This window comes from Pectobacterium aroidearum (assembly GCF_015689195.1).
In the GTDB taxonomy this organism is placed as follows: Bacteria; Pseudomonadota; Gammaproteobacteria; order Enterobacterales; family Enterobacteriaceae; genus Pectobacterium; species Pectobacterium aroidearum.
The window spans coordinates 3,493,621-3,510,016 of sequence record NZ_CP065044.1 but is presented as its reverse complement, the minus strand read 5'-3'; the positions used below and the strand labels follow the sequence as shown (position 1 = coordinate 3,510,016).

The following is a 16,396-nucleotide window of genomic DNA, read 5'->3' as shown; positions in this document are numbered from 1 at the left end:
GATAGTCGATGGCAAGCGTGATTTATCCGCAGGTTATTTGCGTAAAATCACGCTCTGGCTTTACCGTTTCAGCAAACCGGATTCCCCCTTGTGCAATAGCAGATAAACCGCAGGGATCACCAGCATAGACAGCAGGGGCGCGCTCACCATCCCGCCGATCATCGGTGCAGCGATCCGCTGCATGATTTCAGACCCGCTGCCTCCACCCCACATAATGGGGAGTAACCCAGCCATAATCGTCGCTACGGTCATCATTTTTGGCCGTACGCGCAGAACCGCCCCTTCGTGGATGGCATCCATTAACTGCTGGCGCGACAGCGCCTGACCGGCCACACGGTGTTTCTCCACCGCATGATTGAGGTACAGCAGCATAATGACGCCAAACTCCGCCGAGACACCCGCCAGTGCAATAAAGCCCACGGCACCGGCTACAGAAAGATTATAGCCAAGGATATAGAGCAGCCAGACGCCGCCAATCAGCGCGAACGGCAGCGTTGCCATAATCAGCAAGGCATCTTTGATGCGGTTGAAGGTAACGTACAACAGCACAAAAATGATCAGCAACGTAAAAGGCACGACGACTTTCATTTTTTCCGTGGCGCGTTCCAGATACTCAAATTGACCGGACCAGCTCAGCGAAACCCCTTCCGGCAGCGTAATCTGTTGGGAGACGGCCTGTTGCATGTCTTCAACGGCGGATTTCAGGTCACGGCCGCGCAGATCGACATAAATCCAGTCCGACAGACGACTGTTCTCGCTTTTCAGCATTGGTGGCCCTTCGCTGACGCGAATATCAGCCAGTTCTGCCAGCGTCACTCTGTTGCCGTTTGCCGTCACGATGGGCAGGTCGCGCAATTTTTGTAGCGAATCACGTAATTCACGCGGGTAACGAATATTGATGGGGTAACGCTGGCGGCCTTCAATGGTTTCGCCGATGTTCTGCCCGCCGATGAGCGTAGCGACCACCGACTGAAGCTCTTCGACGGATACGCCGTAGCGTGCGGCGCGTTGCCGGTCGATATCAATATCGATATAGCGTCCGCCCGCTAACCGTTCCGCCAGCGCAGAGGTCACGCCCGGAACCTGTTTGACCACCTGCTCGATTTGCTCGGCGGTGCGCTCGATGTCTGCCAGATTATTGCCGTTGACCTTGATGCCTACTGGGCTTTTGATACCAGTAGCCAGCATGTCCAGCCGGTTGCGAATCGGCGGCACCCACACGTTGGCGATACCCGGCAGGCTGACGGTGCGATCCAACTCGGCCACCAGCTTGTCCATAGTCATGCCCTCACGCCATTGGTCGCGTGGTTTCAGCCGAATCGTACTTTCCAGCATGGTGAGCGGGGCGGGGTCGGTTGCCGTTTCGGCACGACCAGCCTTACCAAAAACCGATTCAACTTCGGGCACGGTTTTAATCAGCCGATCCGTTTGTTGCAGCAGGCGACCCGCCTCACGCGCGGAGATGCCGGGCAGGGTAGAAGGCATATACAGCAGATCGCCTTCATCCAGCGGTGGCATAAATTCGCTTCCCAGGCGACTGAGTGGAAAGAGCGTCAGTAGCAACAGCAGGCCGGAAACCAGCAACGTGATCTTCGGGTAGCTCAGCACTTTTTGCAGCACCGGATGATAGAGCGCAATCAGCCAACGGTTGATCGGGTTTGCCTGTTCGTCCGGTATCTTACCGCGCACGAAATACCCCATTAATACCGGAACCAGCGTAATGCCTAATCCGGCGGCGACGGCCATGGCATAGGTTTTGGTAAAGGCCAGCGGTGAAAACATGCGGCCTTCCTGCGCTTCCAGTGAGAACACGGGCACAAACGACAGCGTAATGATCAGCAGGCTGCAAAACAACGCAGGCCCCACTTCAACCGCAGCCCGCTCCGCTAACTGCCACCATTCGTTATTCTGTGGCTGTTTGCCGGGGTTTTCATGCCGCCACTGCTCAATGACTTTATGCATGTTTTCTATCATCACAATCGCGGCATCCACCATGGCGCCGATGGCAATCGCGATACCGCCCAGCGACATAATATTCGCGTTCACGCCCTGATAGCGCATGATGATAAACGCGCCCAAAATCCCCAACGGTAGACTGATGATTGCCACCAGCGCCGAGCGGAAGTGGAACAGAAACAGGGCGCAGATGACGGCGACAACGACAAACTCTTCCAGCAGTTTGAAGCTGAGTGTGTCGATAGCATGCTCAATGAGCTGAGAGCGATCGTAAGTTGGGACGATCTCAACGCCGACTGGCAGGCTTTTTTGTATCTCCTGTAACCGAGCCTTGACGGCATGCAGCGTATTCAGCGCATTTTTGCCATAGCGCAGAACGATAATGCCGCCTGCCACTTCGCCTTCACCATTCAATTCGGCAATGCCGCGCCGCATCTCTGGCCCTTCTCTGAGCGTAGCGACATCCTGCAACAGCACGGGGATGCCGTTACGGGTGGTGATTACCACGTGGTTAAAGTCTTGCGCGGTCTTCAGGTAGCCGGTGGTACGTACCATGTACTCCGCTTCGCCCAGTTCCAGCACCGAACCGCCATTTTCCTGATTAGCCGCCTGAACGGCACTGACGATCTGCTGGTGGGTGATGCCCTGCGTCCGCATACGTTCTGGATCGACGACGATCTGATATTGCTTGACCATGCCGCCCACGCTGGCGACTTCTGCCACATCAGGCACCGTTTTCAGTTCATATTTCAGCAGCCAGTCCTGAAAGCCGCGCAGGTCGGCCAGACTATATTTGCCGCTACGATCCACCAGCGCGTACTCGTAGATCCAGCCAACACCGGTGGCGTCCGGGCCAAGCGCGGTTTTGGCCTCAGCAGGCAGGCTGGATTGCACCTGACTGAGGTACTCCAGCACGCGGGAACGTGCCCAGTAGGGATCGGTTCCGTCTTCAAACAGCACATAGACGTAAGCATCGCCAAACATGGAAAAGCCCCGTACTGTCTTGGCGCCCGGTACGGAAAGCATGGTGGTGGTCAACGGATAGGTCACCTGATTTTCCACCACCTGCGGTGCCTTACCCGGATAGCTGACGCGAATGATGACCTGTACGTCAGACAGATCGGGCAGGGCATCCAGCGGTGTTTTTTGCAGAGAGAGCAGTCCCCACGCCGCCATGAACAACGCCGCCAGCAAAACCAGCAGGCGATTGTTGAGCGACCAGCGAATCACGTAGGCAATCATGGATGGCCTCCGTGTCCGGCATGTGGATCGTCAGCGGGTAAAAAATGCAGGACGTGTATCCCACTGTCGTCCATGTTGAACTGGAAACTGACGGTGCTGCCGATTCCCACTCCTTGAGGCAGCCCTGACGATGGCAGCGTGAAATCCATCGTCATCGGCGACCAGTTGAGCGCCGGAACGGCTTCATGTTCGATGGTGACCTGATTGCCATTTATCGCTTTGATCACACCCTGAGTTTGATAGCCGATGGGAGCTGCGGGTGCTGTCGATGTCTCAGTAGCAAATTGCGGCAGGGCGTTGCGCAGGCTGGCTTCGGAATCAATCAGGAACTGACCGGAGGTGACCACGCTGTCGCCAACCTTCAAGCCATCGATGATTTCTACCCAATCACCTAGCGACGCGCCCGCAGTGACGTTACGCGGAGTGAAATGGCCATTGCCATCACTCAGCAAGACCCGATTTTGGCTGCCGCTGACCAATAGTGCTTCCTGTGGGATCGCCAGACGCGGCTGTGCCTGAGCGTGAGAAAGCTGTACTGTGAGATACATGCCGGGCTTAAGCTGCTGCTGCGGGTTGTCGAGTACGACGCGCGCTTTTAGCGTGCGCGTGGTGCTATCCAGCACGGGCAACAGTTCGCTGATCTTGCCGTGGAAGGTTTTACCCGGCCAGGCACTGCTGGCGGCGCTAATATCGTTGCCGATAGTGAGCTGAGCCGCCTGAGCCTCGGGGTAATCGACATCGACCCAAACCGGATTCAGGCTGGCAAGTTCAAATAACGGCTGGGCAGGGCTTAACTGCATGCCTTGCCGTACTTCAAGCTTATTCACGTAGCCGTCTTCCGGCGCGGTAATAGCGATTCGATCCTGCGGCTTGCCGCTACGCTCGACCTGACGAATAACCGTTTCCGGCATGAACAGCAGTGCTAGTCGCTGGCGGGCTGATTGGGCCAGAACGTCGTCGCCCAACTGTCGTACCGCCAGATATTCACGCTGCGCCGCTGCCCAGGTCGGGTTCCACAACGTGGCGAGCGTCTCGCCTTTCTTCACCTGCTGTTGCAGTGCATTGACTGTGAGTTTTTCGACAATGCCGCCGCTGGGCGCGACCAGCGTGTGCAATCCACGCTCGTTGATCGCGACGGTGCCGTAACCCGTGCTGTGGTTGGCAAGTTCGCGCATTTCCGCACGCGCTGTGCGAACGCCAAGATTTTGCTGCTGACGGGCGCTGACGGTGATACCGCCGTCATCCTGTGCTTCATCGGCATAGCGGGGCACCAGTTCCATATCCATAAAGGGCGATTTTCCCGGCTTGTCGAAACGTTTATCCGGCACCATCGGGTCGTACCAATAGAGGACGGTACGTTCCGGCTTTGCGACAGAGGGAGCAAGTGGCGCGTACTGTTTGCCTACCAGGTAGCCCACGCCACCCGCGCTGAGGATAGCCAGCGTTATCAGGCTAAACATCAGTGATTTTTTCATTACGGTTTTGTTCATTGCGCAGGGCTTCCTTGTGGGGTCAGATAGCGGATGGCGGCCCAATATTGAGCCATCTCTCGGGCGGTATCCTGAACCGCGATCCGGCTTTCGAGCATTGCCCGGCGGGCATCCAGCACGGCAGAGAGATTACTGCTGCCGGATTGATACTGAGCCTGAATCAGTTTGATACGCTGCTGTTGCAACGGAAGAATCTCGCCGTTCTGACGCTGCCAGCGTGACTGTGCGGCTTGATATTGAGCTATTAGCGTATCGAGTTGCGCCTGATGTTCTCGTTCGGTGAGCAAGACTTTGTCGCGCGCTTCCATGCTGCGAGAGACGTCCGCGGCGTAGTCCTTATCCTGACGTTTGGATTTGAACAGCGGTAGATCGACCGTCACCATCATGCCCGCCATATCGTCGTAATTGTCTCCGCGTTTCGCGTAATAGACTTCAACATCGACATTGGGGATGGCAGCGACGGCTGACTGTGCCGAGCGAGCCTGAGCCAGCTCGGCTTCACGCTGTGCCTGCTGCATTTCCGGGTGCTGGTGAATGGCACTGCTGAGTACTGCTGGTGAAGCTGGCAGACGTTCAAAGCGGGGCAGTTCGCCATGCACATTGATATCCGTCATGCCGGTAAGCTGCACCAAACGTGCATGTGCGATACGCGTATCCCGCTCGGCGTCGGCCAGTTTGTCCTGCATGGCTGCCAGCGTCAGACGGGCATCCAGGACGCTACTGGCTTCGCTGCCCGCCGCCACGCTTGCTTTTTGTGAAGCGACCTGTCGCTGGCTTTCATTGACCAGCACAGTGACTTCGGCCAACGCTTTTTGCGAGAGTGCCAGATCCAGCCATGCCTGTGCCGTTTCCCGTTGCAGACGAGCACGGATACTTTCGCTATTGCTTTGCAGCGCGTCGGCTTCGACCCGGATAGCCTGCGCCTTACTATCGCGCTTACGGCTGCTGACGTAGGTTTGCATGACGCCGATGCGCTGCATCGTCATACCTTCCCGCGTGAGGCGGCTACCGTTGTTGCCACCTAATGGCAAATTTTCGACACCAAATTTCAACTTTGGATCGGGGAGCTGCGTGGCGGAGTCGGCCATGTTCTGTAGTGCGTTAATCTGGTGTTGATTGGCGGACAGATCGGCGGAGTAGCGTTCCGCCGCCTGTAATGCCTGTTCAAGACTCAGATCTGCCGCAAAGACAGCGGCAGGCAGCCACAGCAACATCGCCAGACACGCACGCACGGCGTCGTGTTTGGATAAATTCATGATGTGCTCCGGTTAAGGCTGCTCTGGCGTAATCGCAGTCAGGGTGTAGCCGCTGTCGCTCTGGACAAAGCTGAACGTAACGGGCGTGTTGATGGGTAACGGCCTGATGTCTCCACTGGATGGCAGCGTGAATGCCATCGTCATGGCAGGCCATTTTAGGTCGGCAACTGGCGCGTGAGAGAGGGTAACGCTGTCGACGTTCCACTGTTTAACAATCCCGGTGCTCTGATAAACCGTTGTAGTAGCAGCAGTGCTATGCATCATCGCGTGATGCTGGTGGTCGTTTGCCCACGCGGGTAAGGTAACGGAAGAAGCAGCAAGAATCAGGCTGTTGAACAGAGCCAGGTAAGTGATACGCATAAAAATAATCCCAATAAAATAATTGATAAACAAAATGTTGCGCCTACCAGCGCAGGGGTTATCAATCGCTTGGGTTATTCTCTGAATCGACAGAAGCGGATCTCAGCCGGAGGGCCTGCCGCAGGTGGTGAGAGCCAGGCATCACATGCCTGATTAAGGGTGACTGGGTTATCCGCTAAAACCAGTTCACCACTGACCGGCAGCGCTAATAATGCTAGCGAGCCGTTATCCTGCTTAACGCTATCCGGTACGCAGTGTTTTTCGCACAGCGGCGTTTGCTGGTCGAGGGCGTAAGACGCACCAGCCGTATGCTGAGCGTGAGACGATAATGGCTGAACGTCAACCTGTTGCAGATGTGCCTGATGCTGAATAGTGGGGGATGTCTGGCTGAGGGTTATATCGCATTGGTGGCCTGCGATAGCCAGTTGTGCATTCAGGAAAAGCCAGCACAGCGCCAATAGCCATCCCCATCTGCCTTTATGGCGCAGATGATGAATGAATAATGGAGACCGTGATGATGCGGACATGGCATTTCCTTTTTGGGTATTCCGAGAGTGTAAGCGTCTGAGTGGGAAGGGGGCAAGCGGGGAATGGCATAGTTTTGTAAAGCCGTTTTGTAAATTGGCAGATACCCATCTGCCAATGTTATCAATGAGTTAATGATGTTTTGCTGTTCGGTTACTGTACGAGAAATTGGTACGTGGTATCCGAGCGGTAGACTTTCCCCGGTTTCAGCCAGCAGTCGGGCTGCGGCCAGTCTGGATGATTCGGGCTGTCTGGCAGGAATTCGCTTTCCAGCGCGACGCCAGCATAGTTTTCATACTGACCACCGTCTCGCGAAGGTGTTCCGGCCAGGAAGTTGCCGCTGTAGAGCTGTAACGCAGGGGCGCTGGTGAAGACGCTCATCAGCACGCGGCCATCGGATGACCACAAATTGGCAGCCGGACTTTCGCTGGAACCGCAGGTGCGATGCAGCAAGTAGGCGTGATCGTAACCGCCGACGGCCATTTGATTGCTGTCGCGCAGGAAATCCTCTTCGAGCGTTTTTGGCTGGCGGAAATCCATTCCGGTAGCATTTACCGGTGTCAGGTCGGCGTTGGGAATCCCCGAACTATTGACCGGTAAATAATAGTCGGCAAACAGCTGCAATTGGTGTTTACGTACGTCAGTCAGATCGCCATCAAGGTTGAAATAGGCGTGGTTAGTCAGGCAGACGGGGCAGGCTTTCTCTACGGTCGCCTGATACGAGATTTCCAACGAGTTATGTTCTGTCAGCGCGTAGGTCACCTGTGCGTTGAGGTGCCCTGGATACCCCTGATCGCCATCCGGTGAGTGCAGTTGGTAAGTGACCTGCGTTGCATTCTGACTGACGATTCGCCAGCGGCGGGCATGAAAGCCTTCCGGGCCGCCATGCAGTTGATGTTCGTTCTGGTTCGGAACCAGATGAAAAATTTCTGCCTCTCGACTGAATGTTGCTTTGGCTACGCGATTGGCATAGCGACCAATCGACGCACCAAGATAAGCGCCTTGTTGCGGATACTGCTCGGGTGATGCACAGCCCAAGAGTACCTCTCGCACCTCACCCTCCGGTAGCGGGAGCTCACAGGAAAGCCAGGTTGCACCCCAGTCCATCAGGCACACGCGCATGCCTGCCTGATTCTGCAAGGTCGTTAATTGAAACGGCTGACCATCGGGCGCCAGCGTAGTAAGACTTTCATTCAACATGACTTGCTCCTGTAGAGGTTCAACCAGATAGAGAGCGTTGATCGGTGCGCGCAATACTGGGAATTAAGCAGAAATGAGTTTGCTGACAAAGTACGCCATTCTCGTTCCGTAAATGGGTTTGTCAGCGGCCTGAATCAGCTCTGCTTATCTTCCCCTAATGTGTCATCTGACGTAAAAAACGCCGTTACGCTTCTTCGTACCCGTTGGGGTGGTTGGATTGCCAGCGCCAGGTGTCTTGCGCCATTTCTTGCAATGAGCGTGTGACTCGCCAGTTAAGATCTTTCGCTGCACGTTCTGCATCCGCCCAATAAGCAGGCAGATCGCCCTGTCGACGTGGGGAAAAATGGTGAGCGACGGGTTTACCACAAGCCTGACTAAAGGCTTCAACGACCTGTAATACACTGTAGCCTACGCCAGCACCCAGGTTATAAATGTGTACGCCAGCACGATTTTGCAGCGTGTTCATGGCGGCGATATGACCGTCAGCAAGATCGACGACATGGATGTAATCGCGTACGCCAGTACCGTCAACGGTAGGATAGTCATTACCGAAGATTGCCAGAGAGTCACGACGCCCGACGGCAACCTGAGCGATGTAAGGCATCAGGTTATTGGGCACGCCTTGCGGATCTTCGCCCATTTCACCTGATGGATGTGCGCCAACCGGGTTGAAATAACGCAACAGCGTAATACTCCATTCTGGCTCTGCATGCTGTAAGTCTTGCAGGATTTGCTCGACCATCAGCTTGCTGCGGCCATAGGGGCTGGCAGGGTGCCCCGTGGGGAAACTTTCCTGATAGGGCGTGCGTGGTTGATCGCCATAGACGGTGGCGGAGGAGCTAAAAATCAGGTTTTTCACGCCTGCTTTCTTCATTGCCTCAACCAGCACAAGCGTGCCGTAGACGTTATTATCATAATAACTCAGCGGTTCACGTACCGATTCCCCCACAGCTTTTAAACCGGCAAAGTGAATGACGGAATCAATTGAATGCTTAGCGAAAATGTCGTCCAGCAGTGCGCTGTCGCGGATATCTCCCTGATAAAAAATAGGCGTTTTGTCGGTTAAACGTGTAATGGTTTTAACGACGCTGGCCTTGCTGTTGCACAAGTTATCAAGAATGACGGGAGTGTGCCCGGCAGCCAACAATTGTACGCAAGTATGACTTCCTATGTAACCGCTACCACCTGTGACAAGAACGTTCATAATGACCTCTATTATCGCAATGCTGCAAAATAACATGGCTAGATGCTGAAAAAGGTGATCTACAGCGAAAATCCGCCTCTGTTATCGATGGTTTATTTACGAATAAACTTAGTGAAGCGTAGACTACAGTGTAAATGAGCTCGGCTTTCTACCCTACATTTTATTTTGTGGTAGCGTTATCATCCCTGTTTTTAGGCGTTATTTACATAACTCATCAATCTGGTAGCGATAGATGTCGTTGTGCGGGACGAAAGTGAGCCGGTGCGTGATGCATTCAGGCGCGTCTTCCGCGTGGTGAGAGACAAAGAGAAGCTGTGTTTCGCCCTCTCCAATCAGAATATCCAGCCAGCGGCGCACCAGTTGGCGATTGAGCGGATCAAGCCCCTGTAGGGGTTCATCAAGAATGAGTAGGGCAGGGTGCTTGACTAATGCGCGAGCAATCAGCGTCAGACGCTGCTGACCCCAGGAGAGCGACTGAAATGGCGTATCGGCGATCGCGCCATTAAGCCCAAGCAAGGTGAGCCACTGTTCGGTCAGATGACGCTGACGGTCGGAAACGGCCTGATAAATACCGATAGAATCAAAGAAGCCAGACAGGATAACGTTGCGCACGCTGGTGCTGACGCGGTAATCCAGATGGAAACTGCTGCTGACGTAGCCGATGTGGCGCTTGATATCCCAGATGGTTTCCCCGCTGCCGCGTTTGCGGCCAAATAGCGTGAGATCGTTACTGTAGCCTTGTGGATGATCGCCGGTAATCAGACTCAGCAGCGTCGATTTTCCTGCACCATTAGGGCCGACAATCTGCCAATGTTGTCCAGGTAGCACTTCCCATGTCAGCTCATGCAGAATAGGGCGATCGTTATACTGCACCACGCCGTTACGCAACTGAATGCGTGCTTCATTAGCGGGAAGTGTCATATATCGCTGTGGATCTTCGGGTTCTGGCAGTGAGCTCCCCGACAGTTTTTCACTAAACGCGAGCTGAGCCACCAGCGCTTCTGAGAGGATCGTTTCACGCTCGCCGAGACGGGTCAGCGTACAGTCTGCCAGTACACCAACATGGTTGATAAAGTCAGGGATGTCGTCAAAGCGATTGAGAATAAGCACCAGTGTATAACCCGTGCCAGCTAGTTTCCGCAGCTCATCGGCAAGCTGCTGACGTGAGGCAACGTCCAGCCCATCAAAAGGTTCATCGAGAATCAGCAAGTCGGGCTGGGTCATCAGTGCCTGACACAGCATCGCCTTACGGGTTTCCCCCGTAGAGAGGTACTTGAAACGGCGCTCCAGCAAATGTGCAATACCAAACTGCTGCGCCAGCTGTTGGCAACGTGTGGGGTCATTGAGGCTGTCCTGAATCACCTCTGCCGTTGTGCGACCGGTGTCATCTTCACCTTCACTTAGTAGATCGGTGTTATTGCGTTGCCATTCGTCGGAAACCAGTTTTTGTAATTGTTCAAACGACAGACGAACGGGGCGTTGGAATCCCGTTGTTCGTTCACCACGCAATAGTGGCAGTTCACCGGATAGCGCCCGCGCCAGCGCCGATTTACCACTTCCGTTGGCCCCGACAAAGGCCCAGCACTGGTTTTCGTCGAGCGCCAGTTCGTCCAGATGCAGCATGCGGGTATCGCTGAGACGAAATAGTCCCTGCGTGATTTTCAACAATGACATTTTCTATCCTTCGTCAGTCGGCGATAAGCAATGTTGGTAAATGTTAGCAAAGCGTGGCGATGATAACCCTGTCGGCCTTGAAACAGGCCTTCGCGTCTGTTCCCAGTTGCAACTTTTGCTGCTCAAGTAAGGCATTCGGCACCATCGCACATAGGGTTTCTCCCCCTGTCAGCGTAATCAGAACTTCACTGTTTTCTACACCGTGCTGAATGGCTTTAATTCGCCCGGGCAAGACGTTATCAACGGTGGGTACCGTGGATGTGGCGGCGTACACATCGATCCACGGTGCTTTAATCAGCGCAAGCACCTCTTTTCCTTTCTGTAATTGCAGACGTTCGGCGCTTTGCTGCGTAATCAGTGCGCTGATCGTTGTTTTACCATCGGCAAGTAAAATATCCAGATGTTGTTGCACTTGTTCTTCACCGCGTGCGAGCACGGTTCCAAAAAACTGGTTGCGTGCGCTGGTTTGCAGTGAGAAACGCGCGATAGCTGCCAGCAGGCTATCCAACGGCAGCCCGTCTTCCTGCAAGACATCAAAGGCTTTTTGCTGAATCTGCGCGAGCAAATCGTACAGTTGGAGAAGGCGTTCGCCGTAGCGGGTGAGCTGCGCGCCGCCGCCGCCTTTACCACCGGTCATACGTTCGACGATGGTCTGCTCGGCTAGTTGGTTCATCTCATTGATGGCATCCCATGCGCTTTTATAGCTAATCCCCGCCAGCTTGGCACCCTGGCTGATTGAGCCGGTATGACGAATTTGCTTGAGCAATTCAATACGCCGCGGGTCGGCGAATAAACGCTGTTGGAGTTTCAGGGTGAGAAGAATTTCAGCCTGCATAATGAGAGCACCGTCGGTGAGTTTAATTCTCTGTATTGTCGCTATTTTCTTCATCAGGGGCAAATCGCACAAATAGACGCACTATTTTCTATTACTGCGGTAGACTACGTGGCAATTACGACGATCTCGGTTTACAGTGAAATAGCACATTTTACCCTAGATAATTCGGGTTGCGTGAAGGCGGCAATCGCGCGAATCCCCAGGAGCTTACACAAGTAAGTGACTGGGGTGAGTAAGGACGCCAACGCACAAGCAGCTTGAAGTATGACGGGTATAGACGAGCTAAAGTAGCGGTAACCGTTGCAATAAGTGAGGTAAGCATGTTGGAGTTGTTGAAGAGCCTGCTGTTTGCAGTTGCCATGGTTCCTGTGATGATGGTGGTTATCATGGGCGCAATTTATTGCCTGGGCGAAGTGTTTAACGTGTTGTCCCGCATCGGTCATTCTGACGGTCAGCGCGCAAAGAATCAGCATTGATTCACGATCCTTTCTTATTTTGATGTCCGGCTTTTGGCCGGACATTTCTTTTCTACTCCCTATATACCCTAAATAATTCGAGTTTCAGGAAGGCGGCAAGAGAAGGAGTCCCGATGAGCTTACTCAGGTAAGTGATTCGGGTGAGTGAACGCAGCCAACGTACATGCAACTTGAAGTATGACGGGTAATCTACCTCTTTAAAGCGCATGACACTGCTTTATGATTCGTTATATCATTATTTACACAACGATAATTGTCAGGAGACAAGAATGAAGCAGCAATGGTTAAAATGGTTTGCCGCACTGACCCTCAGTGCAGGAATGGCGCTGCCTGCGGCAGCAGAAGATAAAGTTACTGTGTTTGCCGCCGCATCATTGACGAATGCGTTGCAGGAAATCGCCACGCAATATCAGAAAGAGAAAAACGTTGCCGTCGTGGCGTCTTACGCATCCTCTTCAACACTGGCACGTCAGATTGAGCAAGGTGCGCCTGCCGATCTGTTCATTTCTGCTGACCAGCAGTGGATGGACTACGCGCAGGACAAAAACCTGATGGATACCGCCACGCGTCACACGCTGCTGGGTAATGAGCTAGTGGTGATTGCGCCGAAGGCGAGTGCGCAGAAAGATATCAACATTGACGATAAAACTGACTGGAAAAGCCTGCTGAAAGGCGGACGTCTGGCTGTTGGCGACCCGGATCATGTGCCTGCCGGCATCTATGCCAAAGAAGCGTTACAGAATCTGAAAGCCTGGGATGAACTCTCCCCGCTGATGGCGCGTGCGAACAACGTGCGTGCAGCAATGGCGCTGGTGGAACGTGAAGAAGCGCCTCTGGGCATCGTTTACGGTTCTGACGCGGTTGCCAGCGACAAAGTTAAGGTTGTTGGTACGTTCCCGGCAACGAGCCATAAGCCTGTTGAATATCCGATGGCGATAGTAAGAGAACATAAAAACCCAGCGGTTAGCGGTTTTTATGACTACCTGAAAACGCCGGAAGCAGCAGCCGTATTTAAACGCTATGGCTTCGCGCCACGTTAATGATGCTGAGTGATTACGAATGGCTGGCGGTTGAGCTGAGCCTCAAGGTTTCCGTTGTGGCTGTAGCATGCAGCTTGCCGTTTGGGATACTGATGGCGTGGATTTTGGTGCGCTGTCGGTTCCCCGGCAAATCGCTGTTGGATAGCATTATCCATTTACCTCTGGTGTTACCACCCGTGGTTATTGGTTATCTGCTGCTGGTGGCGATGGGAAGACGCGGCGTAATCGGTTCCTGGCTCTATGACTGGTTCGGCTTCAGCTTTAGTTTTAGCTGGCGCGGAGCCGCATTAGCGTCGGCGATTGTCGCGTTCCCGCTGATGGTTCGAGCTATTCGGCTGTCACTGGATGCCGTCGATAAGCATCTGGAGCAGGCCGCTCGAACGCTGGGTGCTACACCCTGGCGCGTGTTTTTCACCATTACATTACCTCTCTCTTTTCCCGGCATTGTTGTGGGAACCGTATTGGCGTTTGCCCGTTCGCTTGGCGAATTCGGCGCGACAATTACGTTTGTTTCTAATATTCCCGGCGAAACCCGAACCATTCCACTGGCGATGTATACCCTGATCGAAACGCCCGGTGCGGAGGCTGATGCAGCAAGGCTGTGTATCATTGCCATTGTCTTGTCGCTGGCTGCGCTGTTGGCATCGGAATGGTTAACAAACTGGAGCCGCAAGCGGTTGGGGGGATAATGCTGCAACTCGATTTTCATCAACAGTTGGGTAGCCTCGAACTTCGCGTTCAGTCTGAACTGCCTGCGAACGGGATTACCGCGATTTTCGGCGTGTCTGGCGCAGGGAAAACCTCGCTCATCAATGCCGTTGTTGGCCTGACTCGTCCGGATAGCGGACGGATTGTGCTCAATGATAATGTCTTGGTGGATACGCAGCAGCGTATTTTTCTTCCACCGGAAAAGCGCCGAATCGGCTATGTATTTCAGGATGCTCGCCTGTTTCCACATTATCGCGTACGTGGCAATTTACGTTACGGTATGGCTGAGACCATGGAATCGCAGTTCGATGACATCGTCAATTTACTGGGTATCGAACCGTTGCTGAATCGCTATCCACGAACGTTGTCCGGTGGAGAAAAACAGCGCGTCGCGATTGGCCGGGCATTGCTCACCGCGCCGGAACTGCTGCTCATGGATGAACCGCTGGCGTCGCTGGATTTGCCCAGAAAGCGTGAGCTGTTGCCGTATCTGGAGCGTCTGGCGAAGGAGGTCAATATTCCGATTCTGTATGTTAGCCACAGTCTGGAAGAGATTGTCCGATTAGCCGATCATGTCGTGGTGCTCGATAAAGGCAAAGTGAAAGCACAGGGCGTGCTGGAAGAGGTATGGGCAAGCAGCGCACTACGCCCCTGGTTACCGAAAGAAGAGCAGAGCAGTATTCTGAGTGCGCGCGTGTTGGCTCAACATGAGCATTACGCGATGACGGCGCTGGCATTAGGCGACCAGCAGGTGTGGGTCGGTAAAGTTGAATTGCCGCAGGATGCTGCATTGCGCATTCGTGTGAATGCTGCTGATGTCTCTCTGGTACTACAGCCGCCGGAAAAAAGCAGTATCCGTAATGTGCTGTGTGCCAGCGTGGTGGAATACCTTGATGTAGACGGACAGGTTGAAGTAAAACTCGCGGTCGGTCAGCAGACGCTGTGGTCCCGTATCACACCGTGGGCACGGGACGATCTCGCACTCCATCCTGGGCAAACGCTCTATGCGCAGGTTAAGAGTGTATCCATTACGGCGTAATAGAGAAGAAACGCGATTTTTCTGTTACGGTGGTTTTTTTCTGTTACGGCTTAGACCATCGGCAGGAAAATCGTGACTTTCTTTCATCAACTTGTGATTAATAGGCACGGGTTGCCAAGTTCGGTTAATCACACACTGATGTCGTGCGTTGATTAACCCCTCCTCCCATCGATAGCGGTCTTTTAGCAGACGCTTTACTGCTCTATTGCCTGAGTGGCTGGCATCTTGTTGTGGCTACAATTTCACGGCATGCTTTCTGATTTGAGTTGCACGCTGTTGAATGGCGTTAATGGGATCCTTATCACTAGAAAGTTGTGTCGCCATAGCGTAGCCGGCTGTTTTCGCGCAATGATCGGGTATCTGCTTTGCTTGAGGGGGAAAAAGAAGAATGACGCACTTTGTTTTAGTGGGCGATGTCGGCGGCACCAATACGCGTTTGGCGCTGTGTGACGCTATGACGGGCGAACTGTCGCAAATCGAAACTTATTCCGGGCTGGATTTCCCTTCTCTGGAAGGGGCGGTCCGGGATTATCTCGACTCGCGACAGGTCTCGGTGCAGGATGCCTGTATCGCGATTGCCTGCCCGATTACCGGTGACTGGGTGGCAATGACGAATCACACCTGGGCATTTTCCATCGCTGAAATGAAAGCGAGCCTGGGTTTACGCCACTTTGAGGTCATCAACGACTTTACCGCCGTTTCTATGGCGGTGCCGGTGTTGGGGAGTGAGAGTCTGCTCCAGTTCGGCGGCGGAGAGCCTGTGCCGGGTAAGCCCGTTGCCGTATATGGTGCAGGTACGGGGTTAGGCGTCGCTCATCTGGTGCATGCTGCCGGTCAATGGATTAGTTTGCCGGGTGAGGGCGGGCACGTGGATTTCGCGTCTAATAGCGACGAAGAAGACAACATTCTGGCGGTATTGCGCCAGTCGCTGGGGCACGTTTCCGCAGAACGTTTACTCTCCGGACAGGGGCTGGTGAATATTTACCGTGCCGTGGTGCTATCTGACAATCGCACGCCGGAGGCGCTGGAGCCGAAAGATATTACCGAGCGTGCTGTCAACAATACGGACGTGGATTGTCGCCGCGCGCTGTCGTTATTCTGCGTCATTATGGGGCGCTTCGGTGGCAATCTGGCGTTAAATTTAGGCACATTTGGCGGTGTTTATATTGCGGGCGGTATCGTACCGCGCTTTCTTGAGTTTTTTAAAGCTTCCGGCTTTCGGGCGGCTTTTGAAGACAAAGGGCGGTTTAAAAGCTATATGCAGGATATCCCCGTGTACCTGATTACCCATGAACAGCCGGGATTAATGGGGGCGGGCGCTTACTTGAGACAGGTGTTAGGCAACGCGCTGTAAGTCAGCTTGATAGTCAAACGCCATCAGGCAAAGTGAG

The 16,396-nt window shown here is 54.0% G+C and carries 14 protein-coding genes; 5 read left to right on the top strand and 9 right to left on the bottom strand.

Features of this window, described 5'->3' with window-relative positions; translation table 11 throughout:
- Positions 1 to 60: 60 nt before the first annotated feature.
- From I2D83_RS15675 to modE, 9 genes are all read right to left on the bottom strand, one after another.
- A complete protein-coding gene (locus I2D83_RS15675) occupies positions 61 to 3,198 on the bottom strand; it encodes an efflux RND transporter permease subunit (RefSeq protein WP_205946891.1) in 3,138 nt (1,045 codons plus the stop codon).
- The gene (locus tag I2D83_RS15670; RefSeq protein WP_205946890.1) at positions 3,195 to 4,688 is read right to left on the bottom strand and encodes an efflux RND transporter periplasmic adaptor subunit; all 1,494 of its coding nucleotides are present in this window, start codon (positions 4,686 to 4,688) and stop codon (positions 3,195 to 3,197) included. Before I2D83_RS15670 ends, I2D83_RS15675 begins: the two co-directional genes overlap by 4 nt.
- Entirely contained in the window at positions 4,685 to 5,944 is a 1,260-nt protein-coding gene (locus I2D83_RS15665; protein ID WP_181848241.1) for a TolC family protein, read from the bottom strand. Before I2D83_RS15665 ends, I2D83_RS15670 begins: the two co-directional genes overlap by 4 nt.
- 12 nt (positions 5,945 to 5,956) lie before the next feature.
- The gene (locus tag I2D83_RS15660; RefSeq protein ID WP_205946889.1) at positions 5,957 to 6,304 is read right to left on the bottom strand and encodes a copper-binding protein; all 348 of its coding nucleotides are present in this window, start codon (positions 6,302 to 6,304) and stop codon (positions 5,957 to 5,959) included.
- A gap of 74 nt (positions 6,305 to 6,378) precedes the next feature.
- Positions 6,379 to 6,831: a hypothetical protein gene (locus I2D83_RS15655; protein ID WP_180778389.1), complete on the bottom strand. Its 453-nt coding sequence runs from the start codon at positions 6,829 to 6,831 to the stop codon at positions 6,379 to 6,381.
- A gap of 151 nt (positions 6,832 to 6,982) precedes the next feature.
- Positions 6,983 to 8,029: a galactose-1-epimerase gene (gene galM / locus I2D83_RS15650; protein ID WP_205946888.1), complete on the bottom strand. Its 1,047-nt coding sequence runs from the start codon at positions 8,027 to 8,029 to the stop codon at positions 6,983 to 6,985.
- 184 nt (positions 8,030 to 8,213) lie between these two features.
- Entirely contained in the window at positions 8,214 to 9,233 is a 1,020-nt protein-coding gene (gene galE, locus I2D83_RS15645) for a UDP-glucose 4-epimerase GalE (RefSeq protein ID WP_180778391.1), read from the bottom strand.
- A gap of 198 nt (positions 9,234 to 9,431) precedes the next feature.
- A complete protein-coding gene (modF, locus tag I2D83_RS15640) occupies positions 9,432 to 10,907 on the bottom strand; it encodes a molybdate ABC transporter ATP-binding protein ModF (protein WP_205946887.1) in 1,476 nt (491 codons plus the stop codon).
- A 43-nt stretch (positions 10,908 to 10,950) separates the two neighbouring features.
- Positions 10,951 to 11,742, bottom strand: coding sequence for a molybdenum-dependent transcriptional regulator (modE, locus tag I2D83_RS15635; RefSeq protein ID WP_181844628.1), 792 nt, complete (start codon positions 11,740 to 11,742; stop codon positions 10,951 to 10,953).
- A gap of 320 nt (positions 11,743 to 12,062) precedes the next feature.
- Here modE and I2D83_RS15630 point away from each other — a divergent pair, with 320 nt between their 5' ends.
- The 5 genes from I2D83_RS15630 (at position 12,063) to glk (ending at position 16,359) form a co-directional block, all read left to right on the top strand.
- Positions 12,063 to 12,218, top strand: coding sequence for an AcrZ family multidrug efflux pump-associated protein (locus I2D83_RS15630; RefSeq protein WP_010285329.1), 156 nt, complete (start codon positions 12,063 to 12,065; stop codon positions 12,216 to 12,218).
- Positions 12,219 to 12,487: 269 nt separating this feature from the next.
- Positions 12,488 to 13,258 (top strand): molybdate ABC transporter substrate-binding protein, encoded by a 771-nt coding sequence (gene modA, locus I2D83_RS15625; protein WP_180778394.1) that lies wholly within the window; start codon positions 12,488 to 12,490, stop codon positions 13,256 to 13,258.
- The gene (gene modB / locus I2D83_RS15620; protein WP_180778395.1) at positions 13,258 to 13,947 is read left to right on the top strand and encodes a molybdate ABC transporter permease subunit; all 690 of its coding nucleotides are present in this window, start codon (positions 13,258 to 13,260) and stop codon (positions 13,945 to 13,947) included. Before modA ends, modB begins: the two co-directional genes overlap by 1 nt.
- Positions 13,947 to 15,005 carry a molybdenum ABC transporter ATP-binding protein ModC gene (modC, locus tag I2D83_RS15615; RefSeq protein WP_181844500.1) on the top strand — a complete coding sequence of 353 codons (1,059 nt, stop codon included), beginning with the start codon at positions 13,947 to 13,949 and terminating at the stop codon, positions 15,003 to 15,005. Before modB ends, modC begins: the two co-directional genes overlap by 1 nt.
- Before the next feature lie 388 nt (positions 15,006 to 15,393).
- On the top strand, positions 15,394 to 16,359 hold the full coding sequence (gene glk / locus I2D83_RS15610; protein WP_205946886.1) for a glucokinase: 966 nt from the start codon (positions 15,394 to 15,396) through the stop codon (positions 16,357 to 16,359).
- Positions 16,360 to 16,396 lie beyond the last annotated feature (37 nt).

Bases quoted from the DNA above. Each gene is read 5' to 3' on its own strand.
- I2D83_RS15675 (WP_205946891.1), bottom strand. From the start codon at position 3,198: ATGATTGCCTACGTGATTCGCTGGTCGCTCAACAATCGCCTGCTGGTT.
- modC (WP_181844500.1), top strand. From the start codon at position 13,947: ATGCTGCAACTCGATTTTCATCAACAGTTGGGTAGCCTCGAACTTCGC.
- I2D83_RS15655 (WP_180778389.1), bottom strand. From the start codon at position 6,831: ATGTCCGCATCATCACGGTCTCCATTATTCATTCATCATCTGCGCCAT.
- glk (WP_205946886.1), top strand. From the start codon at position 15,394: ATGACGCACTTTGTTTTAGTGGGCGATGTCGGCGGCACCAATACGCGT.
- galE (WP_180778391.1), bottom strand. From the start codon at position 9,233: ATGAACGTTCTTGTCACAGGTGGTAGCGGTTACATAGGAAGTCATACT.
- galM (WP_205946888.1), bottom strand. From the start codon at position 8,029: ATGTTGAATGAAAGTCTTACTACGCTGGCGCCCGATGGTCAGCCGTTT.
- I2D83_RS15665 (WP_181848241.1), bottom strand. From the start codon at position 5,944: ATGAATTTATCCAAACACGACGCCGTGCGTGCGTGTCTGGCGATGTTG.
- modF (WP_205946887.1), bottom strand. From the start codon at position 10,907: ATGTCATTGTTGAAAATCACGCAGGGACTATTTCGTCTCAGCGATACC.
- modA (WP_180778394.1), top strand. From the start codon at position 12,488: ATGAAGCAGCAATGGTTAAAATGGTTTGCCGCACTGACCCTCAGTGCA.
- I2D83_RS15630 (WP_010285329.1), top strand. From the start codon at position 12,063: ATGTTGGAGTTGTTGAAGAGCCTGCTGTTTGCAGTTGCCATGGTTCCT.
- modB (WP_180778395.1), top strand. From the start codon at position 13,258: ATGATGCTGAGTGATTACGAATGGCTGGCGGTTGAGCTGAGCCTCAAG.
- I2D83_RS15670 (WP_205946890.1), bottom strand. From the start codon at position 4,688: ATGAACAAAACCGTAATGAAAAAATCACTGATGTTTAGCCTGATAACG.
- modE (WP_181844628.1), bottom strand. From the start codon at position 11,742: ATGCAGGCTGAAATTCTTCTCACCCTGAAACTCCAACAGCGTTTATTC.
- I2D83_RS15660 (WP_205946889.1), bottom strand. From the start codon at position 6,304: ATGCGTATCACTTACCTGGCTCTGTTCAACAGCCTGATTCTTGCTGCT.